Source organism: Pseudomonadota bacterium, from assembly GCA_022361155.1.
GTDB lineage: Bacteria > Myxococcota_A > Polyangia > Polyangiales > JAKSBK01 > JAKSBK01.
This window is the reverse complement of sequence record JAKSBK010000299.1, coordinates 24,879-50,930: the sequence shown is the minus strand read 5'-3', so window position 1 is coordinate 50,930 and position 26,052 is coordinate 24,879. Positions and strand designations below refer to the sequence as shown.

At 66.1% G+C, this 26,052-nt stretch carries 22 protein-coding genes and 1 tRNA gene; 12 read left to right on the top strand and 11 right to left on the bottom strand.

Annotation, left to right across the window (positions count from 1 at the left end; genetic code table 11):
- Together MJD61_11700 and MJD61_11695 are read left to right on the top strand one after the other, a co-directional pair.
- On the top strand, window positions 1–330 hold a 330-nt coding region (locus MJD61_11700), incomplete at its 5' end, for a hypothetical protein (GenBank protein ID MCG8555932.1).
- A gap of 111 nt (window positions 331–441) precedes the next feature.
- Window positions 442–2,295, top strand: coding sequence for a hypothetical protein (locus MJD61_11695; GenBank protein ID MCG8555931.1), 1,854 nt, complete (start codon window positions 442–444; stop codon window positions 2,293–2,295).
- 79 nt (window positions 2,296–2,374) lie between these two features.
- On the opposite strand, the gene MJD61_11690 is transcribed toward MJD61_11695, so the two are convergent.
- From MJD61_11690 to MJD61_11680, 3 genes are all read right to left on the bottom strand, one after another.
- A tRNA-His gene (locus MJD61_11690) sits at window positions 2,375–2,450 on the bottom strand.
- Between the two features lie 56 nt (window positions 2,451–2,506).
- Complete coding sequence (locus MJD61_11685; GenBank protein ID MCG8555930.1) at window positions 2,507–3,043, bottom strand: TrmH family RNA methyltransferase; 537 nt, start codon at window positions 3,041–3,043, stop codon at window positions 2,507–2,509.
- Window positions 3,040–3,594, bottom strand: coding sequence for a thioredoxin family protein (locus MJD61_11680; protein ID MCG8555929.1), 555 nt, complete (start codon window positions 3,592–3,594; stop codon window positions 3,040–3,042). The genes MJD61_11685 and MJD61_11680 overlap by 4 nt, the downstream gene beginning before the upstream one ends.
- A gap of 232 nt (window positions 3,595–3,826) precedes the next feature.
- Between MJD61_11680 and MJD61_11675 the strand changes: the two genes are divergently transcribed.
- On the top strand, window positions 3,827–4,300 hold the full coding sequence (locus MJD61_11675) for a hypothetical protein (protein ID MCG8555928.1): 474 nt from the start codon (window positions 3,827–3,829) through the stop codon (window positions 4,298–4,300).
- Window positions 4,297–5,757 carry an HTTM domain-containing protein gene (locus MJD61_11670; GenBank protein MCG8555927.1) on the top strand — a complete coding sequence of 487 codons (1,461 nt, stop codon included), beginning with the start codon at window positions 4,297–4,299 and terminating at the stop codon, window positions 5,755–5,757. The genes MJD61_11675 and MJD61_11670 overlap by 4 nt, the downstream gene beginning before the upstream one ends.
- 23 nt (window positions 5,758–5,780) lie before the next feature.
- Here MJD61_11670 and rpmG read toward each other — a convergent pair whose 3' ends face one another.
- Window positions 5,781–5,942 carry a 50S ribosomal protein L33 gene (rpmG, locus tag MJD61_11665; GenBank protein ID MCG8555926.1) on the bottom strand — a complete coding sequence of 54 codons (162 nt, stop codon included), beginning with the start codon at window positions 5,940–5,942 and terminating at the stop codon, window positions 5,781–5,783.
- 174 nt (window positions 5,943–6,116) lie between these two features.
- Between rpmG and MJD61_11660 the strand changes: the two genes are divergently transcribed.
- On the top strand, window positions 6,117–6,371 hold the full coding sequence (locus tag MJD61_11660; GenBank protein MCG8555925.1) for a hypothetical protein: 255 nt from the start codon (window positions 6,117–6,119) through the stop codon (window positions 6,369–6,371).
- An 86-nt stretch (window positions 6,372–6,457) separates the two neighbouring features.
- Here MJD61_11660 and ruvB read toward each other — a convergent pair whose 3' ends face one another.
- Window positions 6,458–7,423, bottom strand: coding sequence for a Holliday junction branch migration DNA helicase RuvB (gene ruvB / locus MJD61_11655; protein MCG8555924.1), 966 nt, complete (start codon window positions 7,421–7,423; stop codon window positions 6,458–6,460).
- 94 nt (window positions 7,424–7,517) lie between these two features.
- The gene (ruvA, locus tag MJD61_11650) at window positions 7,518–8,126 is read right to left on the bottom strand and encodes a Holliday junction branch migration protein RuvA (protein ID MCG8555923.1); all 609 of its coding nucleotides are present in this window, start codon (window positions 8,124–8,126) and stop codon (window positions 7,518–7,520) included.
- Between the two features lie 352 nt (window positions 8,127–8,478).
- Here ruvA and MJD61_11645 point away from each other — a divergent pair, with 352 nt between their 5' ends.
- Window positions 8,479–10,395: a sodium/solute symporter gene (locus tag MJD61_11645; protein MCG8555922.1), complete on the top strand. Its 1,917-nt coding sequence runs from the start codon at window positions 8,479–8,481 to the stop codon at window positions 10,393–10,395.
- Window positions 10,396–10,404: 9 nt separating this feature from the next.
- Here MJD61_11645 and ruvC read toward each other — a convergent pair whose 3' ends face one another.
- Genes ruvC through MJD61_11630 form a run of 3 tightly spaced genes read right to left on the bottom strand, consistent with a single transcriptional unit; the run spans window position 10,405 to window position 13,176 of the window.
- Window positions 10,405–10,908: a crossover junction endodeoxyribonuclease RuvC gene (ruvC, locus tag MJD61_11640; protein MCG8555921.1), complete on the bottom strand. Its 504-nt coding sequence runs from the start codon at window positions 10,906–10,908 to the stop codon at window positions 10,405–10,407.
- A gap of 8 nt (window positions 10,909–10,916) precedes the next feature.
- The gene (locus MJD61_11635; protein MCG8555920.1) at window positions 10,917–11,672 is read right to left on the bottom strand and encodes a YebC/PmpR family DNA-binding transcriptional regulator; all 756 of its coding nucleotides are present in this window, start codon (window positions 11,670–11,672) and stop codon (window positions 10,917–10,919) included.
- Window positions 11,673–11,730: 58 nt separating this feature from the next.
- Window positions 11,731–13,176, bottom strand: coding sequence for a glycosyltransferase family 2 protein (locus tag MJD61_11630; GenBank protein MCG8555919.1), 1,446 nt, complete (start codon window positions 13,174–13,176; stop codon window positions 11,731–11,733).
- Window positions 13,177–13,713: 537 nt separating this feature from the next.
- Here MJD61_11630 and MJD61_11625 point away from each other — a divergent pair.
- From MJD61_11625 to MJD61_11600, 6 genes are all read left to right on the top strand, one after another.
- On the top strand, window positions 13,714–15,981 hold the full coding sequence (locus tag MJD61_11625) for a cytochrome-c peroxidase (GenBank protein MCG8555918.1): 2,268 nt from the start codon (window positions 13,714–13,716) through the stop codon (window positions 15,979–15,981).
- 69 nt (window positions 15,982–16,050) lie between these two features.
- On the top strand, window positions 16,051–17,304 hold the full coding sequence (locus MJD61_11620) for an Nramp family divalent metal transporter (GenBank protein MCG8555917.1): 1,254 nt from the start codon (window positions 16,051–16,053) through the stop codon (window positions 17,302–17,304).
- Between the two features lie 162 nt (window positions 17,305–17,466).
- Window positions 17,467–18,777, top strand: coding sequence for a hydroxymethylglutaryl-CoA reductase, degradative (locus MJD61_11615; protein ID MCG8555916.1), 1,311 nt, complete (start codon window positions 17,467–17,469; stop codon window positions 18,775–18,777).
- Window positions 18,778–19,060: 283 nt separating this feature from the next.
- Window positions 19,061–20,470 carry an AarF/UbiB family protein gene (locus MJD61_11610; GenBank protein ID MCG8555915.1) on the top strand — a complete coding sequence of 470 codons (1,410 nt, stop codon included), beginning with the start codon at window positions 19,061–19,063 and terminating at the stop codon, window positions 20,468–20,470.
- Window positions 20,471–20,576: 106 nt separating this feature from the next.
- Entirely contained in the window at window positions 20,577–23,159 is a 2,583-nt protein-coding gene (locus tag MJD61_11605) for a DUF2079 domain-containing protein (GenBank protein MCG8555914.1), read from the top strand.
- Window positions 23,156–23,953, top strand: coding sequence for a class I SAM-dependent methyltransferase (locus MJD61_11600; protein MCG8555913.1), 798 nt, complete (start codon window positions 23,156–23,158; stop codon window positions 23,951–23,953). Before MJD61_11605 ends, MJD61_11600 begins: the two co-directional genes overlap by 4 nt.
- Here MJD61_11600 and MJD61_11595 read toward each other — a convergent pair.
- On the bottom strand, window positions 23,946–24,695 hold the full coding sequence (locus MJD61_11595) for a glycosyltransferase family 2 protein (GenBank protein ID MCG8555912.1): 750 nt from the start codon (window positions 24,693–24,695) through the stop codon (window positions 23,946–23,948). The two genes, MJD61_11600 and MJD61_11595, sit on opposite strands and share 8 nt — an antisense overlap.
- Before the next feature lie 360 nt (window positions 24,696–25,055).
- Entirely contained in the window at window positions 25,056–26,015 is a 960-nt protein-coding gene (locus MJD61_11590) for a hypothetical protein (protein MCG8555911.1), read from the bottom strand.
- Window positions 26,016–26,052: the final 37 nt, after the last annotated feature.

Genomic DNA, 26,052 nt, shown 5'->3' with positions numbered 1-26,052 from the left:
GCCACGCCCGAGCTCGAGTCCGACCTGCGCTCGTTCGAGGGCTACGTCAGCACCGACCCGAACCGGATCCGCAACACCCGCACCTTCTTCGAGGTGAGCGGGGACCTGAGCGAGCCGGGCGCGGTCGTGAGCCCGGACCGGTACGCGCGGGTCAAGGTTGGCGGGCGCTGGAGCCAGCGTTTGGCCGTGAGCGCCATCAAGGACGTGGACGGGGAGGCCGAGCGCGTCACGTTTGCCCTTCCCACGGGCATGGCGCACGCCGAGCAAGCCGAGCTGGTGCTTCACGGAGTCCGCGTCGACATCCGTGCTGATATGATCGAGCCCTACTAGTGCCTCGCCACAGGAATCCTGATCGTTTGGCCCCAGCCCTGGCGCCCGCTGGCGGCGTGGCGAGGCACTAGTGTCCTGCATCCGTGATTACTAGAGGTAAGGAGACCCCCCATGCGTGTCAAACACCCCACACGGACCCAGGCGACGCCAGCGCGAGGCTCACTGTGCGTCGCGCTGGTAGCGCTGGTAGGCGCTGCTTGCTCGGGACACGACTACCCCACCCCAACGGCGGGCGCGAGCGTGGCTCCTAGAGCCGGGACGTCCGGCGGCGCAGGCACGGGCGCTGCGGGCGGCGCAGCTGGCCAGACGACGGCCGGAACGGTTGCTCCCCCGCTGGTGGGCGGCATGGGCGGAGCCCTGCCGCCGATGGGTGGTGTGGGCGGCCTGCCGCCGATGGGTGGTATGGGCGGCCTGCCGCCGATGGGTGGTATGGGTGGCCTGCCGCCGATGGGTGGTATGGGTGGCCTGCCGCCGATGGGTGGTATGGGCGGCCTGCCGCCGATGGGTGGTACTGCGCTGCCGCCGTTGCCCACCGTCGGCGCTCAAGGCGTCAACATCGTGCGGGTGGAGATCAACCAAGGCAACGCCATCGTGCTCGCCAAAGCTGGCCAGCCGGTCGCCGATCCCTACAAGATGGCGCCGGTCGTGGGTGGCAAGAAGGCGCTGGTGCGCGGCTACTGGCAGGCCGGCGCGCAGCCGGGCTCCGTCTTGGGGATCCTGACGGTGACGCAGATGGGCGGGACCATGAAGCGCTTCGAGGACACCAAGATGGTCAAAAAGCCGTCCAAGCCGCTCAACAGCGGTTCGGTGCCCGAGGACGGAGCCTTCAACTGGATACTCGAAGCCGAGGACGTCAAGGACGGCATGCAGCTCGCGATCGAGCTCTTCGATGCCACGGCCGCGCCCGGGGCACCGCCCGTGCCGGCACCCCGCTATCCCGAGACCGGTACGCTGCCGGTCAAGGCCGACGACACCCGCTCCGAGCTCACCGTGGTGATCCTTCCGGCTACGTTGGGCGGCAGCACGCCCACGCACACGCCCGCCGAGGCCAAGGAGCTCGAGGACTACCACTACGACATCTTCCCGGTGCAGAAGGTCAACATGGACGTGAGGGGTCCGACCACGCTGGACGGCGTGCCCCAGGGCGTTTCCGAAAACGCGCCCATCTGGACGGCGCTCGGCCGGATCTGCCGCAGGGACATGGCGAAGCTGGGCGTCTTCTACCAGGCGATCATCGATCGCTCCAAGACCGGCTTCAGCAAGGGCGGCAGCTCGACCGGCCGCACGAGCACGCTGATGCCGTGCTCCAGGCTGGCCTTCAATCTAGGCAACTACGGGAGCTACACGAACTCGATCACCACCAAGATGGATTCGGTGGCACACGAGTTCGGCCACAACCACGAGCGCCCGCACATCGACTGCGGGGGCCCGGCGAGCGTCGACCCGACATTCCCTTATCAGAACGGCGATATAGGCCAGCAGGGCTACCGCGTGACCGTGGGCGAGTTCATGCACAGGGACATGTGGAAAGACTTCATGGGCTATTGCCGGCCGCGCTGGATCGCCGACTGGAGCATCGGCAAGCTTCACGAAGTGACCAAGAGGCTCACGCGTACGGCGCCGCCCGACGTGCCCGCCACGCCCGAGCTCGAGTCCGACCTGCGCTCGTTCGAGGGCTACGTCAGCACCGACCCGAACCGGATCCGCAACACCCGCACCTTCTTCGAGGTGAGCGGGGACCTGAGCGAGCCGGGCGCGGTCGTGAGCCCGGACCAGTACGCGCGGGTCAAGGTTGGCGGGCGCTGGAGCCAGCGTTTGGCCGTGAGCGCCATCAAGGACGTGGACGGGGAGGCCGAGCGCGTCACGTTTGCCCTTCCCGCGGGCATGGCGCACGTCGAGCAAGCCGAGCTGGTGCTTCACGGAGTCCGTGTCAAGTTCGGTGCCCAGGGCATCGAGCGTTTCTGAGCCGGAAGCTCCGATTCGGGTTGGGTTACCGTGCCTTCCGCGCGCGGCCACGAACGCTCCCGCGCGCGGAATGTCGGACTGGGGTGAGCGACGGGATTCGAACCCGCGACGACTGGTACCACAAACCAGCGCTCTACCTACTGAGCTACGCCCACCAAGGAGCTGCCAGGACCATAACCGCGCTGCCGGTCAAGTCAACGTTGTACTAGCACTACTGCCACCCAAGGATGCCGCGGCCGCGCGGGTAGTAGCGTCGGGTCCACTCGGCCATCGCGATACCGGCCGCCACCGAGACGGGGTACGAGTGGTTGACGCCGAACATGGGGATGGCCACCACCTGTTCGGCCGCATCCAGGATGCTCGGGTCCACGCCCGTGTCTTCGTTGCCGAAGACCAGGACCGCGTCCCGCGCCGGCAATTCGGCCTGCCACAGCCCAACTCGTGCGTGATCCCGCTCGAACGCGATGATGCGCCAGTCCTTTTCGCTTGCCAGCTGAACGAACCGGGCTGGCGAGGCCACATGAACGATGTGCTCGTATTTTTCCATTCCCATGGATGCCCGTTTGTAGTAGGGAGCTTCACCCAAGAGCAGGATCTCCTGGGCCAGGAACGAATGCGCTGTGCGGATGATGGCCCCCACGTTGAAGGGATTCTTGAAGCGGTCCACGGCAATCCGAAGCGGGTGCCGCAATCGCGCCAGCTCGCGCCGTACTTCCTCGCTGGGATAACCGAGCGGAGCTACCCTCACGCCCGCGCTTTCCACTTGATGCTACACCCCATAGAAGCTACCGGCGCGAAGCTCAGGGTGGCGTCGGCCAACAGGCAGTCGATCACCTCCCGCAGGTCATGACGCTTGACTTGGTCGGCGTGCTGCCAGTTGTCATCCAAGCGGCCGTTGTAGCGGAGCCTGCGCGCCTGGTCGAATACAAAGAAATCGGGGGTGCAGGCGGCGTTGTAGGCGCGCGCCACCTCCTGACTCTCGTCCCGCAGGTAGGGAAAAGGAAACTCCCGATCTCGCGCGCGTTGCACCATCTTGTCAAACGAATCCTCGGGGTAGTTGACATCGTCGTTCGGGTTGATCGCCACTAGCTGCGCTCCTCGTGGTCCAAAGTCCTCTTGGAGCCGCACTAGCCGGCTCTCGACTGCCTGGGCGTAGGGGCAGTGATTGCAGGTGAACACGACCACGAGCACCCGTGCGTCGTTGAAGGAGTCGAGCGAGTAGCTTTGACCGTCGGTCGCGGGTAGCGAGAACGGTGGGGCGGGGGTATCGAGGGGCATTCCTTTGGAGTAGGCGACCACGTTTGATGCTCCTGGGCAGTGGGATGACGATACGCTTGCGATAGGCTCTAGTGTCCTGGATCCCTGATTTCGTACATGAAAGGACGGTCGCTGGCTCGAGCGGCGTCAAGGGCCGGTGAATTATGTGCGAGATTTGGAATCCGGGACACTAGTCTAGTGCCTCTGCAGCACGATTTCGACGGGTCCCACCGCTTCCGAAGCCCGTGGATGGTAAGGTTGCCGCGCAAGGCCCATGCCGAAGGCAGCCGAAGAGCCCGCGAGGCTCGCCGACCCGCCTCAGGGGAGAGCACGTCGCTTGACAGACGTGCTCATCGCTGGGTTCGTACTGGTCCAGCTAGCGCTGCCGTTGAGCTGCTACCTAGCGGATCGCGGCTCCGACGAGCGCTTCTGCTGGCGCATGTTCTCCACGTTGCGCATGCGCAGCTGCAGTGTCTTGGTGCTCGAGACCCGCTCCGAGAGCGGCGAGCGGGTCTCGCGCGAGCTCGCGCTCTACAAGGCGCTACACTCCGCCTGGGTCAGCTCGCTCAAGCGTTTCCGGCGCAATGTGGTCGACAAGTTCTTGCGCTGGCGCTGCGAGCAGCCGGGAACCACGAGCGCGGTGTTCACACGATCGTGCCGTGAACCCGACGGCAGCGAAGTACCCGCAGACAGGCTGGCGATCGACTGCACAGAGGGGTGGATCCGGGTCATGGGGAGCGGCCGGTGAGCGTTTGGGAGCGACACTGGTACGGTGACGTGATCGCGCTGCGCCCCTACCTTCTGCGCAAGGGCGTATTGGTGCTGCTCGCCCTGGACGCCTGGCTGCTCATGCTCGGCCACGCGGGTCGCTATGGAGCGGGCGGTTTCAATGTGGCGCACTTCCTCTGGCTCGATGCTGCGCAGCCGCTGCCGGTGCCAGGCTTGTACATCGGCGTCGTGCTTGTCGTGGGGCTGCTTGCGCTCGTCATGGCGCTCGTCGGCGAGTCGCGAACCGGTATGGCGGCGCTGTGGCTGCTGTACACGTACTCCTGGTGCATGAGCATGCTCGATAGCTACCAGCACCACTACCTGCTGTCGGTCGTCCTTTTCTGCCTGGTGTTCTTCCCGCCGGCAGATGCCTCGGGCCTGTATGCCCTGTCCGGGATCCGCAGCCGGCGGCCGGCCCAGCGCTGCAGCCAGCCCACGGCCACGGCCACGTGGTCGCTGCGTGCGGCTGCACAGCGCTGCAGTGCGACACTCGGGATCGTCGTGGGGGGGCGTGGCTGGCGGCTAGCCACGACGAGCGCGTGGAGCTACCGCATGCTGCTTACGTTCGTCGGCATCGTCTACGGCTATACGGCACTCGCCAAGGTCGACGACACGTGGCGCAAGGGGCATACGTTTCGCTCGATCGGTGATGCCGGCCGCCTGCTCGAGCCGCTCTCGGTCCATGCGCGTGAGCTCGGCATGTCGTCGGAGAGCTTCTGGGAGCTGATGGCGAGCTCGGTCGTGCTGGCCGAGGTGCTGCTCGCGCTGGGCTACGTGGTTGTGGCCTACAGCGACCAACTGGAGCGAGCCTGGCTGCGGCTGTGGTGTCTCGCTACTTGGCTGCTGGCGCTCGGCCTTCATGCGATGATCGAGCTGATCGATCTCAGCATCGGTTGGTTCAGCTACTACATGCTGTGGGCCGCGTCGGTCGCGCTGCTGCCGGCCTCGTGGCTGCATCGCCTCGGCATGGCGGCGACTTGGCCGGCGCGCCTCCTACAAGCCGGCCTCACGCGCTGGGAGCAGGAGCAAACCGCGCGCCGGGAGGGCCCGCTCGTGACGCTGGTGCTCGCTTGCGGCGCGGCGGCGCTCACGGTGTTCGCTGGACGGGCTCTCGATCTGCCGGGCGCCCCGCAAGCGGCGCTCGTGGTCGCGGTGCTCCTCCTCGTTCGGGCGGTCGTGTCGGCTCGCAGCGCCGCGGGACGCGCGAGGCTTCAACGCGAGGCGCTGGCCACGGTCGCGGCAGTGGGCTTGCTGTGGCTCAGCGTCACCAACAGCGACGTACGCTACGACTACTACCGATTCGTTGGCGGCGACCTGAGCCGTCGCGACCGGCTCGAGGACGCGCTGTCAGCCTACCTCAAGGCCGAGCGCTACGCTCCCGAAGGCGAGTCGCGCAAGGACAAGATCGCGCGTCTCAAGCGCCAACTGGGGATCTAGCTATAGGCTGGCCTCAGGCTGGCCTAGCCCTTGGAGATGCGACCCTCTTTGTGCAGCGTGTGAGAGCGGCAGGCGCGGCAGAACTTCTTGATCGAGAACTTGCCGGTCATCTTCCGCTTGTTCTTGTCGGTTACGTAGTTATCGCGCCCGCACGCATCGCAGCTCAGCTTGATGAGGTCTCGCATGACGAGGCGGGCATAGCCCCCGGGTGTTCCCTCGGCAAGACGAGGCCGCCGTTGGCCCGAACCGGCAGCCGGGGCCACCGCGTGTCACGGCGGCTTGCGGGAGTTTTTCGTGCCTGGTTTGACGCCGCGATGTGTGTACCTAGAATTCGACACTTGGGGGGAGAGGGTCCAACCATGAGACGGCTCACACTCTGGTGCGCGCTTATAAGCTTGCTGATCAGCGCCTGCGGGGGCGAGGGTTACCCGATCCCGCTGAGGGGCGATACCGGAGATGCTGCACAGCTGACCGACTGCTACGACCCCGAAGACGAGGGGCTCGAATGCGACGAAGCCGATCCGATACCCATATCCGACGTGGGCAGCTTCTGCCATTGCCAGTGCGTTGACGACCTCGTCGAGTGCCAGATCGGCAATACGCCCCTGCCGTGATCGGCTCCTGCCGGATGCATGCCGGCGGATCGGCTGGATCGTAAGGGCCCCAAGGCCTTCCTCAGGGCTCGACGAGCCCTCGGTCATCAGAACAGATCTGCCTGGCGTTTGGCCGGTTTCGCCATGCCGAGGTGCTCGTAGGCGCGGCCCGTGGCGATGCGGCCTCGGGACGTTCGGCCCACAAGGCCTTGCTGGATGAGGTAGGGCTCGTACACATCCTCGAGGGTGTCGCGCGGCTCGCCCAGTGCGGCTGCGAGGGTGTCGATGCCGACCGGGCCGCCGGCATAGTGCTCCACGATCACCCGGAGATAGCGCCGGTCCATGGCGTCCAGACCTGCCGCGTCCACTTCCTCGCGCTCCAGGGCATCGCTCGCAAGGTCGTGGTCCACGCGGCCATCGGCGAGCACCTCGGCGAAATCGCGCGCGCGCCGCAACAGGCGGTTTGCGATCCGTGGAGTGCCCCGGGCGCGCCGAGCGATTTCCAGCGCGGCGTCGTTGCTGAGCGGCAGCGACAGCAGCCTGGCGCTGCGCACCAGGATCCGCGCCAGCGCGTCGACGGGGTAGTACTCGAGTCGTGACACGATACCGAAACGTGACAGCAAGGGGCTCGTCAGCAAGCCGGTGCGCGTGGTGGCTCCCACCAGCGTGAAGGGTTGCAGCGGCAGCTGGAGCGAGGTTGCATACGGGCCCTCACCCTGGACGATCTGGATCTTGAAGTCCTCGATGGCACCGTACAGGCTCTCCTCGACAGTCGGCGTCAGGCGATGGATCTCATCGACGAACAGCACGTCGCGTCGTTCGAGCTTGGTGAGCAGGGCAGCAAGCTGCCCCTTGTGCTCGATGGCCGGACCGTCCGCACGTACCACGTTTGCATTGAGCTCTCGCGCCAGGATCAGTGCCATGGTGGTCTTGCCCAGGCCCGGGGGCCCGCACAGCAGCGTGTGATCCAGCGGGTCCCTGCGCCGATTTGCGGCCTCGGTGTAGACGTGCAGGTTGCTCTTGACCTTGTCCTGCCCGACGAACTCGTCAAAGCAGGTCGGTCGCAGCGTCACGTCGTAGTCGCGATCGTCGTCGCTTGCGTCTGCGTCGAGCGGCTGGTTGGCTCTGGGGTCGAGTCGTTGGTGCACTGGCGTGTTTCCGGACCTGCTAGCCGAGCAGCAGCAACGTCTTTCGCAGCAGTTCCTCGACCGGCTTGTCGAGGTCGCCATCGGGGATCTTGCCGGCTGCCGTCTCGGCTTCGCTCTTGCGGTAACCCAGGTGAACGAGCGCGTTGGCTACGATCGCACGCTGTTCGGGCAGGCCCGGGGCTTCGCGTGCCGGGGCTGCGCTGGGACGCGTGGCGCTCGCGACCGCCGGCAGCTTATCCTTGAGCTCGAGTACCAAGCGCTCCACGGTCTTCTTGCCCACGCCGCTGATGCCCTTGAAGCGGCTCTTGTCGCCGCGCGCTACCGCGGTGACGAGGTCGCTGGCGCTCAGGTGACCCAGGATGGCCAAGGCGATCCTCGGACCCACGCTTGCAACCCCGAGCAACGCGCGAAACACGGCGCGATCCTCGACGCTGGCGAAGGCGAACAGGGTGAGCGCGTCTTCGCGCACGTGGGTGTGCACGAAAAGCGACACTTGCTCGGGCGCCGCGGGCAGCCCTCGAGCCGAGCGGACCGGCAAGAGCACCTCGTAGCCCACCCCGCCGACGTCGACGACACAGGTACCGTCAGATTCCCGCCCCACTACTACACCGCGCAGCCTGCCAATCACTGGCCGGTTCCGATCGCTGGGCGCCTGGCGATCACGGCGCCGAGGGTAGCATGGCCGGGGGCCGGCGGTAGCCACCCTCGCCAGCAGCGCGCTTGGCCACACAGGCTTGGGTTTCCCTTGGCGCACGGCCCGCGTGCCCGGCGATACCGACTACTGACGGCAGCGCGGTGGCGGGCTGGCCGGCCGCTTGCGGGTCCATTTCCGAATTCTGCATCCGAGCGTTCAGGAAACCGTGGTGGGTCGAGCCGGCTGTGTGTAGAGTCGCTCCGCTTCAATCCGCCGGGGCGCGGACGCCGGCCCGCTTCAACGCAGGCGTTCTGGGACACGGCGCGATGATGGAAAGGCTGCGGCAATGGCTGGCTCCGACATACTCGTCTTCGTCTTGTTCGTGATCTCGGTGATCTCGATCGGTCTTTGGAAGAGCCGGGGCGAGGAGACCCACAGCGAGCACGGCGCCCAGGACTATTTCCTCGCTGGCAGGGGGCTGCGCTGGTGGCTGGTCGGGTTTTCGCTGATCGCCGCCAACATCTCGACCGAGCAGTTTGTCGGCATGAGCGGCAAGGCCGCGGACTGGCTGGGCATGGCCATCGCCAGCTACGAGTGGATGGCCGCCATCACACTGGTCGTCGTGGCTTTCGTGTTCTTGCCGACCTTCCTGCGCAGCGGGATCTACACCATCCCCGAGTTCCTCGAATACCGCTATAACCCGTTTGCGCGCACGATCATGGCCATCAGCACGCTCGTTATTCTGGTCGGCGTGCCCACGGCATCGGTGATCTTCGCGGGCGCCAAGGTGATCTGCGTGTTCTTTCAGGGCCAGAGCCTGCTCGGCCTGGACCTCGGCAACATCACGGTGGCCTGCTGGATCATCGGCACGCTGGCGGCGGTCTACGTTTTTGCGGGCGGCCTGAAGGCCTGCGCCTGGGCCGACTTGATCCAGGGTGCCGCGCTGATTCTCGGTGGAGGCGTCGTCCTCGTGTTGGCCATGAACGCCCTGGCTGCGGCCGATCCGCAGTTTCTAGCGGCGCATGCCGTCAACCCGGATGTGAGCCTGGAGCGGCTCACCGCGGGCGGTCCGGTGGCGCGTTTCGTCGAGCTGAACGGCGGCGCGCTGCCCGAAGGCAAGCTGCACATGGTGCGGCCGAGCGACGACCCCGAGATCCCCTGGTCCGCGCTCGTGGTGGGCCTGTGGATACCGAACTTCTTCTATTGGGGGCTCAACCAGTACGTCACGCAGCGCACCTTGGGCTCCAAGTCGCTTGCCGAAGGCCAGAAGGGGATCGTCTTCGCGGCGTTTCTCAAGCTGCTCATTCCCTTTGTCGTCGTGATTCCGGGCGTGCTCGCCTTCAATCTGTTCGGCACCGACCTGCAGCACGAGGCCAAGCGCAAGAACGCGCCGATCGTGGAAGCCTTCGAGCGCGGCGAGCGAGGGCTGATCGAATTCTCGGAAGACTTCGCCAGGGACAACCCCGAGCTCGGTCTCAAGGTGCTCGCGCACAACCGGGCGCTGCTCGGTCAGCCCGAGCCCGGACCCATGCAGCCGGCGCAGCTCGTCGCCGCCAACGCCCTGTGCGCACGAAGCGGGGCGGATCGCGGTTTGCCCACGCTGGGAACACTCATCGGCTACGACTACGATGCCGCGTTCCCCACGCTGCTGCGCAACCTGCTCGTGCCGGGCTACGGTCTGCTGGGTTTCGTGCTGGCCGCGATCTTCGGCGCGGTGGTGAGCTCACTGGCTTCCATGCTCAACTCGGCGTCTACTATTTTTGCGATGGACGTTTACGCTCGGGTCAAGAAGGCGCATTCCCAATTCGAGCTCGTGAGCGTGGGCCGGGCGGGGGTGGTCGTCTTTGTCTTGATCGCCATGTTGATCGCTCCGCACCTCGGCAGCCCGCGCTTCGGGGGCATCTTCACCTTCATCCAGGAGTTTCAGGGCTTTATTTCGCCCGGCATCTTGGCGATATTCCTGTTCGGGTTGCTGGTGCCCAAGGCACCTCGCGTCGTGGGCATGGTCGGTCTCGTGCTCAACCCAATCCTGTACGGCGCGTTGAAGGTAGTCTTGCCCCAAGTCGCGTTTCTCGACCGCATGGCCATTTGCTTCGGCGTGGTCCTGGTCGTGCTGGCCGTGCTCACCGCAGCAAGACCGCTGAAAGAACCGGTCGTGCTGCCGGTCAACGAAGACATGGACATGACCTCCACCAAGGGCGCCAAGACCTTTGGGGGCGTGGTGGTGGTCCTCACGCTGATACTGTACGCCGTGTTCTGGTAGTTCATCTGTTCAAGTTGCGCGCCGGGCAGCCTCGAGCGGCGCCACGTTCAAGTGCGTGATCGCGACGGCAAGGGCATCGGTGGCGTCCAGCGAGGGTAGGTTGCGCCAGCCCAGGATCGCGGCAACCATGCGCGCGACTTGCTCCTTGGGAGCACGCCCCTTGCCTGCGACAGCCCGCTTGACCAGCGCGGGCGGGTACGCATGCACGCTGAGCTCGGCCTTGGCGGCGGCCAACAGCGCGACTCCGCGCGCGTGCCCAAGCTTGAGCGCGGCTTGGGGCGAGCGCGCGAAAAAGATGTCCTCCACGGCGACCGCTTGCGGGCGGTGCCGCGCGATAACCGCGCTGACTCCGTCGTAGATATCGCGCAGCCGCTCGTGGAATTCGCTGTTCGCACAGGTCCTGATGGCGCCCGCTTCCAGTCCGGCCAGGCGCGAGCCCGAGCGCTCCACCACGCCCCAGCCGGTACACACCGATCCAGGGTCTACGCCCAAGACGAGCAGCGAGCGCGCCATCCTATGGGCTAGCCGTCCGTGGCTAGTCGCTCAAGGGCAGCCTGGGACAGTTCAAAGTCCGAGCTCACTCGCTGCACGTCGTCGTGGTCCTCGAGGGTGTCGATCAGCTTCATCAGCGTTTCGGCGTCCTGTGCGTCCACGTGTTTCTTGTTTCGCGCGCTGCGGTCGAGCTCGGTGCTGGTGACCTTGATCGCAGCCCTTTCCAGCGCCTCCCGCACCTCGTCGAGGCCGTCGCGCGGCGTGGTGACCACCCACTCGTCGTCCAGCGCCTCCACGTCATCGGCGCCCGCGTTCACGGCTACCTCGAAGATCCGCTCCTCGCCCGCAGCCTCAAGCGGGAGGCGCACGACCCCTTTGTCGTCGAACGCCCACAGTGCCGAGCCCGCACTGCCAAGCTGACCGTTGTGGCGCTCGAAGATCTTCCGGATTTCCGGGGCGGTGCGGTTCCGATTGTCCGTCACCACGTCGATGGCGAACAACGTGCCTCCGGGGCCCACGCCTTCGTAGGTGAGCTCTTCGTAGTTGACCCCATCCAGCTCGCCGGTACCCTTCTTGACTGCCCGTACAACGTTGTCGTTCGGCATGTTGTGCGACTTGGCGAGGTCCATGGCTCGCCGAAGGCGGGGGTTGCCATCCGCGTCACCTCCACCCAAGCGGGCTGCGACGGTGATCTCCTTGATGATCTTGGTAAACACCTTGCCGCGCTTGGCGTCGGCGGCGCCCTTCTTGTGCCGGATCGTGGACCATTTGCTGTGGCCGCTCATGGCGTGCTAGCGCGAGCCCCCGCCATGGCCTGCTTCCTAGCACCGGGCGAGGTCCCGGTCATCTCGACTGATACAGGCTCAGCGTACCCACGTACAGGAAGCCGATCATGAACAGCACCAGAAAGGGAATGCTGACCCAGGATCCGGTTGCTACCGCGAGCGCGATCGTAAACACGAAGTAGAGCCCGAACCCGAGCTCGATCAGGCTTCCGAGTCGCTTCGCGGTTGCCCGGTAGCGCTTGGAGTACCAGGCGTCGCTGCGCTCGACGACACCGTGCTTGGGCGTGCGCACGAACTCGGATGGACCCCCGAAAAGGCCTTCGAGCACGGCTCTCGCGTTGTTGATAGACAGGCCGATGCTTATGGCCATCATCAGCGGCAGCCTGCGCACGGCCTCTGCGAGGTTGCCGTAGAGCGCTCGATGGGTGGTGAGGTAGAAGATCACGATGGACACGCACGTGGCCAGGAACAGGGGCACGTCGAGAAGCAGCAATTCGGGCCGATCCATCTGTCTGCGCAGCAGCATGTTGGGTAGCTGCAAGCATGCCAGGATCACGAGGAACAGATAGGCGAAGTTGTTGGTGAGGTGAAACATGCACTCGAGCTTCACCTTCCAAGGGATGTCGGCTGTAAGCACCTGCATGATGAGCTTCTTGGTGGTCTGGGCCGAGCCCTTGGCCCAGCGATACTGCTGGCCCTTGAAGCTGTTCATCTCACAGGGTACCTCGGCCGGCGCCAGAGCCTCGTGCACGTACACGAACTGCCAGCCGCGCAGCTGCGCGCGAAAGCTCAAGTCCATGTCTTCGGTAAGCGTGTCGTGCTGCCAACCCCCCGCATCGATGATGGCCGAACGCCGCCACATGCCCGCGGTGCCGTTGAAGTTGAAGAAGCGCCCGGAGCGGTTGCGTGCCGTGTGCTCGATCACGAAGTGACCGTCCAGCATCATGGACTGCACGCGCGTCAATACCGAGTAGTTGCGATTGATGTGGCCCCAGCGGGCCTGCACCATGGCTACCCTTGGATCGCTGAAGTGGTGGATCAATTCGTTGATGATGCCGGGTGTCGGCAGGAAGTCGGCGTCGAGCACGAGCAGATAGTCGCCCCGGGCCACCTTCAGTCCTGCTTCGAGCGCTCCAGCCTTGAAGCCGACCCGATCGCGACGGTGCAGGTGCACCACGCACAGGCCCCGGGCTCGCAGGTTCGCCACCTTGCGGGCCACGATGTGTTGGGTTTCATCGGTCGAGTCGTCCAGCACTTGTATTTCGAGCTTGTCCAGCGGGTAATCGATGTTCGCGACGGCTTCGAGCAGGCGTTCCGCCACGTACATCTCGTTGAACATGGGCAGCTGAACGGTGACGGAGGGCAGCTGTTCAAAGCGCGCGGCAGCCACCGGGGCGCGCCGTCGATGTTTCCAGTACAGAAACAGCAGCTGGCCGCGGTGAAAGCCGTAGGCTCCGAGAATCGACAGCACCGCGAGGTACAGGATGACGACGGCTGTTTCCATGGGCCGTGTGCTCGTTGCCGGCCCCCAGCCACCGGCGTCGGCGTGCATGGGAGCACCGAGCGTCCGCGCAGTTGTCACGGGAATGTAAAAGGTTGTCGCAAAACGTCCCGGGAAACCTGCTACCGGCGCCGAGACGCAGGAGCTTGATCTGCGAACCATATGGTCAGCCACCATCGTGTGCTCGCTAGCCTGCCACTGCTTTTCTTGGCGGCGATAAGGGGGCTTTTCGCGTCCGATCTGGCTCCAGGCCGGCTGCGGCTCCACCCGAGAGCGTACACGTGGTTCGCGTCCGCGGACATGGAACGCGGCGCCCGGCTCGATCTCGAACGGTTGGGTGTCCGTCAGTTGGGTGTCCTCGACACCATCGGGCCACGTCTGGGGCAGGGCATCGCTCTTGCACTCCTGCCGCAGGATGAGCTCGGGTCAGCGCTACAGACCCCGATCCCGCGACATTCGGATCGCGGCCCGAGCAAGCCTTGCTTTGTGACCGGGAAAGGGACGCGGTGCATGAAGCCACGGCAGCGCAAGGAGGAACCAATGACGAAACCAGCCTGTTTTTCCCGCACCGCGGGGCTTGCGCGAGCACGTGTGCCCGGGGGTCTTGGTCGGTTGGCGCCGAGCGCCGTTGTACTGGCGCTGTGCGGCACGCTGAGTGCTTGCGGCGACCACAAGACAGCCATGCACATGCACGGTGGGGGGCCGTACGCAGGAACCGCGGGCACGGACGGAGCCGGAGGCCGGGCTGGCGTGGTCAGAGCACCGAGCCCGCGATCCGGAGGGGGCCGCGGCGGCGTCCTGGGTCCCGCGGGCGTGATCGGCGGTCGCACCGCAGGTGTGGCGGGCATCGGGGGCACGACGGGCGCGATCGTGCCGTGTGGTGCTGTCGGCGGCCGCCCGGGCGGTTTTCCGGGGTTTGGGGGGCTGGGCCTGCCCCTCGGGGGCTTCGGGGGCCTCGCGGGCTTGCAGGCGGCTCCGGCGGTTCCGGTCGTGCGGGCCAAGACCCCGCCGCCGCCCATTAGCGGCGGCACCTTGATTCTGACCAGCAACGGCGGTCGAGCCGTGGTGTCCGATCCCGATCGGGACGCGGTGTACATCGCCGACCTCGGCAGCTTCGAGCGGATCGCCGAGATCAAGCTCGAGGCGGGCGACGAGCCGGGTCGTCTGGTCGAAGACAGGGCGGGCCGCGTACACGTCGCTCTGCGCGGCGGAGGCGCTGTCGTTAGTGTCGATCCGAAGCAGCCGGCGCTCGTGGAGCGCCGCCCGGCTTGCGACCATCCCCGCGGCATCGCCTACGACCAGACGACCGACTCGTTGCACGTCGCCTGTGCCGAAGGGGTTCTCCTAACCTTGCCCGCGGGTGGTGGGCCGCCCAGCCGCTCGCTGACCCTGGCCCCCGACCTGCGCGACGTGGTGGCGGCGGACGATCGACTCTATGTATCCCGGTTTCGCGCTGCGGAGCTGCTCGTGCTCGACGCACAAGGACAGATCAGCCAGCGCATGACGCCAGCCCCGGCGAAGTCCATGGAGCAACGTGCGGTTCAGGCGGGGCAAGGCATGTGCAGAGTGATGCCCGTGGAAGTGTCCTTCGAAGCCAACGTGGCCTGGCGCCTTGTGCGAATACCGCGCTCGGGCGTCGCCATGCTCCACCAGCGCTCGGACGCTTCGCTGATCGGAACCAAGACGCCGGGGGGCTATGCCAGCGGCGGCTGCGGCTCGAGCATCGTGCACGCCAGCGTGACTTCGTTGAGTGCCTCGACAGGCGGCGGACCGGCGGCTCCGGCGGCTCCCGTGCTGACCTCGGCCGTGCTGGCGGTGGATCTCGCTGTATCGCCCGGCCGCAGTAGAATGGCCGTGGCAAGTCCGGGCAACGCAGCGAGCGCAGCTTCCGGGCCGCCGCTGGTGGCTGCAGCGGACTTCGAGCCGTCGCTGCCGCTGCCGAGCGGCCTGTCGACGCAGGTCCTGGTCTACAGCGCGCCGGGCGGATCCCTTCCGACCAATCCCGCGCGGGGTCAGCTCGAGTGCGCGGCAGCCAGCCGACAGCTGCGCATGCGGGGCGAAGCCACCAGTGTGATGTTCCTGGACGAGGCGACGCTGGTGGTCCAGTCCAGGGAACCGGCCGAGCTGGCGCTCTTCGATCTGAATGCAGCGGCCTCGCAGACTCCGTTTGCCACGATTCCGCTCAGCCTCGAGCGCCGAAGCGACAGCGGCCACGCCTTGTTCCATCGCAACAGCGGTGGCAGTATCGCGTGTGCTCAGTGCCACGCCGAAGCTGGAGACGATGGCCGGGTCTGGGACTTCGAGGGTTTCGGCCGGCGGCGCACACAGCACCTGCGCGGCGGCATCCTGGGAACCGAGCCCTTTCATTGGCAAGGCGACATGAAGGACTTCGGCATGCTCGTGCACGAGGTGTTCGTTGGCCGCATGGGCGGCTTCACGCCGTCCGCCGAGCAGATCGAGGCCCTAGCCCAATGGATCGACGCGCAGCCGGCACTGCGGTCCAGTCCGGCCGACGCTGCGGCGGTGGCGCTAGGCAAAAAGGTCTTCGAGTCCCAACAGGCCGCTTGCTCCTCGTGCCATGCGGGTCCCAAATTGACCAACAGTGAGAGCGTGGACGTCGGCACAGGCCAACCCTTGCAGGTCCCCGGACTGCTGGGCCTGCGCTTCCGTGCGCCGTACATGCACAACGGCTGCGCTGCAACGCTCGAAGAACGCTTCGGCGCCTGCGGTGGCGCGTCGCACGGCGACACATCGCACTTGACTCCTTCCGAGCTGGACGACCTCATCACCTATCTCAAGTCCCTGTAGGATCGAGCGATTCGGCTGTAGCGGGTGGTCCCGGTGGACATCCGCAATTGGGGTTAGCTCGGCTCCAGCATGGGAAAGCAACGCAGTAGCGCGACCCCGACGACCGGAGGATTGCTCTGGACGTTGGGCCCGGGCCTGCTGGTTGCTGCTACGGGCGTGGGAGCCGGCGATCTCGCGACGGCCGGCCTGGTAGGAAGCCACCTCGGTGTTGGCGTTCTGTGGGCGGTGGTGGTGGGAGCCGTCCTGAAGTACGGCCTGAACGAAGGCCTGGCGCGCATTCAGCTTGCCAGTGGAAGGACGCTTCTCGAGCGATGCGTGGACCGCTGGGGCAAGACCGTGGCCTGGCTGTTCCTACCGTACCTGATCGCTTGGAGCTTCTTTGTCGGCAGGGCATTGCTCGCCGCGTGCGCAGTGACCGCGGCCGCGATCCTTCCGATCTTCGACGATGCCGTTCGCGCGAAGCTCGTTTTCGGAGCGGCGCACAGCGCCGCGGCACTAGCCTTGGTTCTTGCGGGCGGGTTTGTCCTCTTCGAGCGCATCATGAGCGCGCTGATCGGCGTGATGTTTGTGATCGTGGTGGTGACGGCAGGCTCGCTGTGGCCCGGAACCGCGACCGTTGCGCAGGGCCTGTTGTTGCCGAGCATCCCCGACGCACAGGGCGCGGGCCTCGGCTGGACGCTTGCGCTCGTGGGCGGCGTGGGCGGCACCGTCACGGTGCTTTGCTACGGCTACTGGATTCGTGAGGCGCAGCGGGATCAGCCCGAGCACCTTCACGTCTCCAGGATCGACCTCGCCGTCGGCTATACGGCAACGGCCATCTTCGGCCTGGCCATGGTCGTGATCGGAAGCACGCTGAGCACAGAGGGCAAGGGTGCAACCCTGCTGGTCGCGCTGGCCGACCGCCTCGGGCAATCGCTGGGAGCGCCGGGACGCTGGCTCTTCCTGGCAGGAGCCTGGTGCGCGATCAGCAGCAGTCTTCTCGGTGTCTGGCAATCGGTGCCCTACCTGTTCTCGGACGTTTTCCGCCTTGCGCGAGGCGACAGCCAGACCCAGCCAAGCGCGGCCAGACCCGCGTACCGCGCCTACCTTGTTGCGCTGGCGACCGTCCCCTTGTTTGGGCTTGCGGGGAGCTTTGAACAGGCTCAGAGGGCGTACGCGATCGTAGGCGCTTGGTTCATGCCCGTGCTGGCAGCTGCCCTGCTGTTGCTCAATCGCCGGCCTTCCGCCTTCGGTGCCTTGCGCACGGGTGCGCTGGGAACGGGGTTGCTCGTTGCGACGCTCTTTTTCTTTGCCGTGATGGCGTCGCGGCAGCTGTTGCCTTGACGCAATGGAGGCGATGAGGCTAGGCGGAAACGGAAGTTCCGGGGCGGTGGTGTCAGGAGCGAGATTTGCGGGTATGGTGCCAGCGCTAGTTTCGTGCGGGCGCGGTGCCGATCCCTTGGCGATCGGGGCCGCGGGTGCCGGCAGCAGCGAGGACGTCTCAGCATGAGCCACAATTCGAGAATCCCGGGCTTTTATCGGCTTTCGTTGGATCAGCGTCGCCGGCTAGCGGCGGAGCTCTTGGACATGCCGCTAGACCAGCTTGAGGGGGCGCTCCAGCACGGGGGCCTAGCGAGCGATCAAGCCGACAAGCTGGTGGAGAACGTGGTTGGCACCTACACGCTGCCGCTGGCGCTCGCGCTCAACGTCAGGCTCAACGGGCGCGACCACCTCGTGCCCATGGCCATCGAGGAACCTTCGGTGGTGGCCGCGGCGTCGAACGCTGCCAAGATGATCCGCTTGGGTGGAGGGTTCGTGGGGGAGGCGGACCCGCCCCTGATGATCGGGCAGATCCAGCTCGACGGGGTCGATGACCCCACAAAGGCCGAGCGCAGGTTGCTCGAGCATCGCGCCGAGCTCATGCAGCTGGGCGACCGGGCGGTGCCCACGCTCGTCGGCCACGGTGGTGGTGTGCGCTCCATCGAGGTGCGGGACCTTGGCGACGGCATGGTCGTGGTTCACGTGCTGGTCGATTGCTGTGACGCCATGGGCGCCAACCTGGTCAACACCGTGGCCGAGCAGCTGGCGGCCTCGGTGGCAAAGCTCATCGGCGGCCGCATGGGACTGCGCATCCTGTCGAACCTCAGCGACCGGCGCCGAGTGCGTATCAAGGGGCGTGTGCCCGCTCGCTCGCTTCAGTCCAAGCTACATTCGGGCCAGGCGGTGCGTGAACGTATCGTGCAAGCGTCGCGCTTCGCCGAGCGGGACCCTTACAGGGCCGCCACACACAACAAGGGTATCATGAACGGCATCGATGCCGTGGTGATCGCCACGGGCAACGATTGGCGTGCGATCGAGGCAGGCGCGCACGCCTACGCTGCACGCAGCGGCCGCTACCTGCCCTTGTGCACCTGGGAGGTGGCCGAAACCGGCGAGCTGGAGGGCACGCTGGAGCTGCCGCTGGCGCTCGGCACCGTGGGTGGCCCCAACCGGGTGCACCAGGCGGCGCAGCTCGCGCTGCGGCTGGTGCGAGCGCGGAGCGCCACCGAGCTGGCCATGGTTGCCGCTGCCGCGGGCATGGCCAGCAACCTCGCCGCACTCAAGGCCCTTGCGACCGAGGGCATTCAGCGTGGCCACATGATGCTGCACGCGCGCAGCGTTGCCAGCGCCGCCGGCGCCACGGGCGCGGACGTAGAGCGGATCGCGAGCGCCATCCACGCGGCGGGTCGTATCACGATCGAGGCCGCTAGACAGGCCCTGTTGCAGGGCGTTGGCACGGCCGCGCCCATCTCCGCTGCGAGCTCCAATCCAGGTTGAGGCCTGGAGCCCTTCACCACCGAAACCCGACCCGCGCGGCGACCAGATCCGCTCCGGAGCGTCGGCACCCGAACCCCGTGTCGAGCAGGCGCTGGTAACGAAGCATGAGGCGCAGCCGTGCGGTGTGTCCTCGAATGCGCAAGCCGAGCGCAGCGGCTGGCAGCCAATGCACATTGGTGCGCTCATCAGCGTGGCCAGGACAGGACGCCTGTAGAGTCCTCGCATCATGGTCCATCCGTGCAGTGTGCCGGCTGGGTTGGCTTCCGGGCGCGCCGCTGGGACAATGCGGGCGATGCGATTGACGGCGCGTCTGCTCCGCGCGTGGATCCTACTGGCGGTCATCTTCTGTAGCTACATGCTTCAGTTCGCGCTCGTCCGGCTCTTCGGCCGTGTGCAGCAGGGAAAAGACGGTGTTCGGGAGCTGGGGCGGCCGCAGTGGCTGACGGAGCGGCGGAAACGCACCGACGAGCGCAATGCCGTGCGCTTGTTGGGCGGCATCCTGCGGTTGCGCGGGGTCTACATCAAGCTGGGCCAGGTGCTGTCCATCTTGGGTGGGTTCATGCCGGCAGCTTACCTCCGCAGGCTGGAAACCCTTCAGGACAAGGTCCCGGCGCGGCCTTTCTCCGAGGTTCGCACGGTGCTGGTCCGCAGTTTGAGGCGCCCCCCCGAGGAGTGCTTTGCCAGCATCGAGGCCGAGCCCATTGCTGCGGCCTCGCTCGGTCAGGTGCACGCGGCCCGGCTGCCAGACGGCACGCACGTGGCGGTCAAGATCCTCTATCCGCGCATACGCGAAACGATTCGTCTCGACATGAAGGTCGTGAAGCTGGCACTGGCGATCTACAAGCGCTTCATGCCGGTGGGTAACATCGAGGTGGTGCACCGGTCGCTGGTCGACCTGCTGCGCAGAGAGACCGATTATCTGCACGAGGCCGAGTGCATGCGGCGGATCAGGGACAACTTCGTCGCGGTGCCCGATGTGTTCACACCCGAGGTCATCGACGCGCTCACGTCACGCGAGGTGCTGACGATGACGTTCATGCGCGGCATCAAGATCACGCACATCGACGAGATGCGCGCGGCCGGCATCGACCCCGACGCCGTGGCGACACGCCTGGTTCAGAGCTTTTACAAACAGCTGTTCGTGGATCGCTATTTCCATGCGGATCCGCATCCGGGCAACTTTCTAGTTCGCGCTGGCCCGAGCCCGTCACGGCCTGAGCTTGTGCTGCTCGACTTCGGTACCGTGACCATCGCGCGCGACAACCTGATCGACGGCATGCTGGAACAGCTGCAGGGCTTCTTCGCCCAGGACGGCGCTCGCGTGCTGCACGGCTTCGAGCGCATGGGTTTCGTGGCGGCCGAGGGCAACCGCGAGCTGCTCGAGGAAACCGTCATGCTCTATTTCCGCCGCCTGCTTCAAGTCAAGCACCGGACTCCGGGGGCGGTCATGCGCGCCGACCAGGAGCGTCTGCGCAACCTTGCCAACCCGAGGCTGGAGTTCGAGCAGCTGCGTGAGCTGGCGCGTGCCTTTGTATACCCCGAGGGTTGGTTCTATATCGAGCGCTCCCTCGTGATGTTGTTTTGGTTGGTGGGTCAGATCGCGCCGGACGTCGACATGCTCCAGGTGGGCTTCCCTTACGTCGTGGAATTGCTCTCGAAGCAAGCTCGAGTCGGCCAACACTCGGCTGGCTAGCGCTGGTGCTACGCCATCCAACCCTGCAGCGCTGCGCCATGCTCGGTCCGGAGTTTCGGGATGGGAACTTGCTAGGGCAGGGCGCCCCAGCTACATGGGCCACAGCGTGAGCACGCCGGACCAGCCAACGGAACCGGGGGATCGGGAACCGGACTCGAGCGAGGACGGTGGGGACGAATCGGCGACGGCGCCGCCAGAGCCGGACGCCACTGCCGATCACGCCGAGCTCGCCACGCCGATGGGGGTCTGGAGCGCGCCGCCGCCCGGCGGCGAGGAGCCGCAGGTTGCCCCATTCAGCGAGCCCCAGCGCGAAACCGCCGAGCCGCCCGTGGCTCCTGCGCCGCCCGCGCTGGCAGACGTCGGACGGGAGTCGCAGGTTGCCGAATCGGGCGAGCCGCCGGACGCAGCGGACGAGCTGCACGCGGGTTCGCGGCCGCCCGCGCAAAAGGACCTCGGCCCGGAAGTCCCTGAGGATGCGATCGCGGCAGCGAGCCCGAGCTCGGCGGGAGCTAGAGAGACCTTGCCCCACTCCACGCCGTTGTCTGCTCTCGTGCCCGGCGCGGCTGCTGCCGGTAACGCGGCTCCCGTCGAGTCGGGATTCGAGGTCCCCAAGCGCATTACGTTACCGCGGTCCGTCCGCTCGCCCGCCCCACCCGAGGCTGTGGCAGCCGCCGTCGACACCCGGGTGGACTCGTTTGCCTGGCCAGCTTTCGCGCGGGCGTGTCTGACGCTCGCTGCCGCAGGTGCTTCCGTGGTCCTGACCGCGGTCCTGGTCACGCTTGAAGGGCCGGAGTTCGATCGGTTGATCCAATCCAACCTGTTGGCGCCGGGCAGTCGATTGCGAGCGCTGATCGGGGTCCTGGCCGGGGGCTTGGCGCCGGTGTTGGTGGCGGGCAGCTATGCGCTGTGGCAGCGCGCCAAAGCCCGGCGAGCCATCGAGCGTGTCGCGGACCTGCTGGCGCCGCTGTGTGTGGCGTTCGTGGTGCCGGCGCTTCTTTCCTATCGCGTCTTCTATCACCGGCCGCTCGTGTACCTGACGCTTCTGTCGGCCACGGTCTTGGTTTTCGAGCAACTGCTGCGCCGCTCGGCCCGGGCCGCCGCGGCCATCTGGGGCGAAGCCCTGCAGGACCGGCTCGACCGCGTTCCCCAGCAGCTTCGTAGGGCGGCCCCGCTGCTGCTTGTGCTTGTGGGCGCGGCCGTCTACTCCGTCTACGCGTCCTACTACACGTTGCTTCACCACCATCGCCTGGGCACCGCTGCGTTCGATCTCGGCATCTTCGACAACCTCATGTTCAACGCCATGTCCGGGCGACCCTTCTACTCGTCCGTGGCCGTCCCGCAGGGCAGCTACCTGTCGAATCACGCCGAGTTCGCGATGCTCTTGTTCGTGCCACTGTACGCGTTGCAGCCCGGCGCGGAGACGCTTCTGATCGGTCAGTCCTGCTTCATCGGCTTCGCGTCGGTACCCCTGTACCTGTTTGCCGCGACGCGGGTCCCGCGCGCTTCGGCCGCGCTCCTGGCGCTTACCTACCTGTTGTTCGCACCCCTGCACGGCGCCAACTTCTACGACTTTCACTGGATGCCGATGTCGCTGCCGTTCTACTTCCTGCTCTTTGTCGCGCTGGCGCACAAGAAGCTGTGGCTCGCGATCGGCACCACGCTGGTGCTGCTTCTCTTGCGAGAGGATATTTCGGTCACGCTGGCCGTCCTCGGTGTATTCCTGGTGCTGGTCGATCACTGGGCGGGCTTCGGCGCCGTCTTGACGCTGGTTTCGCTGGTCTGGTTCGTGGCGGCGAAGTTCGTGGTGATGCCGCTGGCGGGACCGTGGTGGTTCTCCAACATCTACAAGGATCTGGTGGCTCCCGGCGAGATGGGTTACGGCAGCATCGTACGCACGATCGTCACCAATCCGAATTACTTCTTCACCACCGTCCTCAAAGAAAGCAAGCTTATCTATTTCTTGCACATGGCTGCGCCTCTCGCCTTTGTTCCGCTGCGTCGCGTGATGCTGCTCGTGTTGTTTCTTTCGCCTTTCTTTTTCACGTTGATGACGACGGGCTATCCTCCCACCATTTCACTCGGCTTCCAGTACTCGAGCTATTGGGTCCCGTGGCTTTTTGCAGGCTCGGCCGTTGCGCTCGGTTTGCTTGCGCCACAAGCGCGCAGGGCGGCGCTCGGCGCGTTGTGCCTCGGTGTGCTGTGCCACAGCTACGTCTACGGCGCGCTGCTGCAGCGCAACACCTTCATGGCCGGTTTCGGCAAGATCAGCTTCGAAATGAGCCAGGACGAAAGGGAGCTCTATCAGGGACTCAAGGAGCTGTCGGCCATGATCCCTGACGACGCGCCCGTGGCCGCGACGGAGCAAGAGACGCCCCACATCTCGGCGCGATCCAACGCCTATGCGCTGCGCACAACCCATGGCCACGCGGACTATCTGCTGGTGCACCAGCACCACCTGGGGCTGCCCCACAGCCACTTCCAGCTGCAGGACGCGATCTTCAAGCACCCGTATGGCTTGCTCGCGCAGCGAAAACAGCTGTTTCTGTTCAAGAAGGGACATCGATCCGCCGAGACGCCCCGGGCACTTTCCGCACTGGGGCTGCGGCCCGGGCCTCATCCGTCCTACCAACAGCCGCAACCATCGCCTGCACCGGCGCCTGCACCAACGCCGCCTGCCGGCCCCCCATGAGCTACAAGCTGCTGTTTCCAACCTACCGCACGCGCTGGCTGTTCATCGAGCGTGCTCTCGGCCGCGTGCGCGCCCGCGGCACGATAGAGCGCGCGCTCAATCTCGGTACGGGCGAAGGGGACTTCGATCCGCTGATCAAGCAGCAGTGTGGCGAGCTGTTCGCTTGCGACATCAATGCGGCGGACGTCGAGTTCGCACGCAGGCTGAACAGCGATCTGCCGAACGTGCACTACGCGGTCGAGGACGCGCAGGCGCTCGGTTATCAGGCGAGCTTCTTCGATCTGGTGACGTGTGTCGATGTCATCGAGCATGTGGACGATCCGCAGGCTCTGCTCTCGGAGGTGGCGCGCGTGTTGCGTCCAGGCGGCACGCTGCTGCTGACCTGTCCCAACCGTTGCTTTCCCGCAAGCTACGATCCAGTGAACTTCCTGCTGCAGCGCTGGCAGCTGCAGCGACCGTTCGGCGCGTACGGCTACGGCCACAGCTGGCTGGTACGCGAGCGCGATCTCGAGGCCTGGCTGCACGCGGCGGCCTTCGAGGTCACACAAACGAGCAGGCTCACGGGCGCGCTGGCAGCCGGCCTGGAGTGCTATTGGCCGGGCGTGCTGCAACGCATGCTCAAGGCGAACCCAGGCAATCGCGCCGCCGCAGGCCACACGAGAGCGCGCTTGCGGCCTTCACGTGCGATTCCCCGTTGGGTGGCGGCGACCGACTGGCTGATCGCGCTCGACAGGCGCGTGGCCAGCACGCATTCGGTTGGTCTTGGCTTCGTAGCGGTCAAGCGCGCTACGTAGTCCTGGCAGCTAGCAGCTGCCGCGTCTTTAGACGCACCAGATCCCTGAACATCGACGCCGAGTCCAGCACGGGAGAGATCTTGGAGTCATCGCTGTGCTGCCAGGCCACCGGGACCTCCTTGATGACATAGCCGAGCTGCTCCGCCAGCATCAGCACCTCCACGTCAAAGGCAAAGCCGTCCAGACGCTGCTGAGAGAAGATGGCCTCGGCGGCGTCTCGGCCAAACAGCTTGAAGCCGCACTGGGTGTCGCTGAAGTCACCCAACAGCAGCGCGCGCACGAGCGCACTGAAGCAACTACCCAACAAGCGCCGATGCAGCGGCTGCTCACCCAGGATGTTGCTGCTCGGTAGCCGGCGCGATCCGATCACGACGTCGGCATCGGCCGCGAAGTCGATGAGCTTGTCCACCTCTTCGATGGGAGTGGACAGGTCGGCATCCATGAACAGCACGCGCTTGCCGCGAGCCGCAAGCACACCGCGACGCACGGCTGCTCCCTTGCCACGATTGCAGGGCTGCTTGAGCAGGCACGCGTCCTCGAAGGACTCGACCACGCCGGCCGTGTCGTCGCGGGAGCCGTCGTCGACCACGATCAACTCGTAGCTGAAACGCCGCCCCAGATGCGCGACCGTGCGCTTGAGCGTGTCGCGGATGCGCTGCCCTTCGTTGAAAGCGGGTATGACGACACTCAGGTCGCAGGGTGTTGCAGGAGCCGACTCGGCCATGTCGCTCGTGCTCGGCACGACATCCGAATGCCGCGGCGCCTCCCCAGGATGTGTATCCAGGGCGCGCCGTTGCGGGGATTGGGCGGCGGAGGGCATGCGATGCCGTGCGGTACTCATACCCCACGGCCGCGCCAGGTGCCAGGCCGCGTAACCGTTCACCGGGGTCTTTGCTTCGGTGACGGCTTCCCGGGACCTGAACGGTTGCCGGGCCGCGTGGCGCTACGCATGGCCTCGCAAGCCTGACGCTAGCTGCACGCTGGTGCGAAAGTGGAGAAGATCTTTTTTCAATGATTCCGGTGGCCGGAAGGCTGGGTGGCGGTCCGAAGCTGCGTTTTTTGGGGGTCCTATCGTGGGAAATCGTGGGAGCGAAGCTCCGGGTCAAAAACTGCCGCTCAGGACGATGCCGCCCGGACCCACTGCGAGCGTGGTGTCGCGTCCGGCCGAATCGTCGTCGTCGTCGCCGTCCCCCTCGATGAAGTACAATGCCACCGCAGCCGCCAGACAGATCGCCGATGCATCGAGCGTGATGTTGGTGAGCAGGTCGTAGCGGTGGACGTTCGACTCCCAAGCTGCATGCTGCTCTGGAGTACAGATGGGATCCTCGAAGCTGCACCAGTCGAGCAGGTTGCGGTAGTCGCTTTCGGCTTTTTGCCAGAAGAAGTAAGCCGAGCCACCGGCTACCAAAGCCGCCCCGGCCGCAATCCAGGTAAGGACCCGGGGACTGCCGCCTCGGCTCTGCTCGGTCTCGGCGCCGCTGCCGGCAGCGTCGGCATCGAGAGTCGGCGCGGGGGGGAGCGCGGTCGCTGATTGCGATTTCTTCGGCTTGGGCTGGGTGGCCGCGCCAGGCCGCGGAAGCGCCTTTGCCCTGACCTGGGTGCGTGGACCACGGTCGGCTCGCGCCTCCCGGGGCGAGCCGGAGCGCTCGCGCGAAGCGGGCGCGGAATCGCGTGGCCCCGTTGCATCCGAGTCGCCTCCGCCGGTCGCTGCCGCGCCACGCCGTTGCGCTTCGGGTGCGGCTCCGAGCTCCGACTGCAGGTTGTCGATCCTCGAACGCGCCTCGCGCGAGTGCTCCGCATTGGGCGCCTTCCGCAGGTAGCGGCGATAGACTATCAGTGCCTCGGCCTCGCGATGCAGCGCCTCCATACACAAGGCGATCTCGAACAGCAGGAACGGCCGGCGGCTGAGCTCATAGGAAGCTTCGAGATCGGCCAGAGCGCGCTCGTAGTTGCCCTGCTCGAAGGCGCTGCGACCCGAGTCGTAGAGCGCGGCGGCACGCTCCCATCCTAGTGCCGAGCGCCGCTTGGCCTTCGAAGATTGCGCCGGTGCGGTCGATGCCATGCAAAGCGAGACTCCGAACGCCAACAGTATTCCCAAT

Bases quoted from the DNA above. Each gene is read 5' to 3' on its own strand.
- MJD61_11695 (MCG8555931.1), top strand. From the start codon at position 442: ATGCGTGTCAAACACCCCACACGGACCCAGGCGACGCCAGCGCGAGGC.
- MJD61_11675 (MCG8555928.1), top strand. From the start codon at position 3,827: ATGCCGAAGGCAGCCGAAGAGCCCGCGAGGCTCGCCGACCCGCCTCAG.
- rpmG (MCG8555926.1), bottom strand. From the start codon at position 5,942: ATGCGAGACCTCATCAAGCTGAGCTGCGATGCGTGCGGGCGCGATAAC.
- MJD61_11660 (MCG8555925.1), top strand. From the start codon at position 6,117: ATGAGACGGCTCACACTCTGGTGCGCGCTTATAAGCTTGCTGATCAGC.
- MJD61_11645 (MCG8555922.1), top strand. From the start codon at position 8,479: ATGGCTGGCTCCGACATACTCGTCTTCGTCTTGTTCGTGATCTCGGTG.
- ruvC (MCG8555921.1), bottom strand. From the start codon at position 10,908: ATGGCGCGCTCGCTGCTCGTCTTGGGCGTAGACCCTGGATCGGTGTGT.
- MJD61_11635 (MCG8555920.1), bottom strand. From the start codon at position 11,672: ATGAGCGGCCACAGCAAATGGTCCACGATCCGGCACAAGAAGGGCGCC.
- MJD61_11630 (MCG8555919.1), bottom strand. From the start codon at position 13,176: ATGGAAACAGCCGTCGTCATCCTGTACCTCGCGGTGCTGTCGATTCTC.
- MJD61_11625 (MCG8555918.1), top strand. From the start codon at position 13,714: ATGACGAAACCAGCCTGTTTTTCCCGCACCGCGGGGCTTGCGCGAGCA.
- MJD61_11620 (MCG8555917.1), top strand. From the start codon at position 16,051: ATGGGAAAGCAACGCAGTAGCGCGACCCCGACGACCGGAGGATTGCTC.
- MJD61_11615 (MCG8555916.1), top strand. From the start codon at position 17,467: ATGAGCCACAATTCGAGAATCCCGGGCTTTTATCGGCTTTCGTTGGAT.
- MJD61_11610 (MCG8555915.1), top strand. From the start codon at position 19,061: ATGCGGGCGATGCGATTGACGGCGCGTCTGCTCCGCGCGTGGATCCTA.
- MJD61_11600 (MCG8555913.1), top strand. From the start codon at position 23,156: ATGAGCTACAAGCTGCTGTTTCCAACCTACCGCACGCGCTGGCTGTTC.
- MJD61_11590 (MCG8555911.1), bottom strand. From the start codon at position 26,015: ATGGCATCGACCGCACCGGCGCAATCTTCGAAGGCCAAGCGGCGCTCG.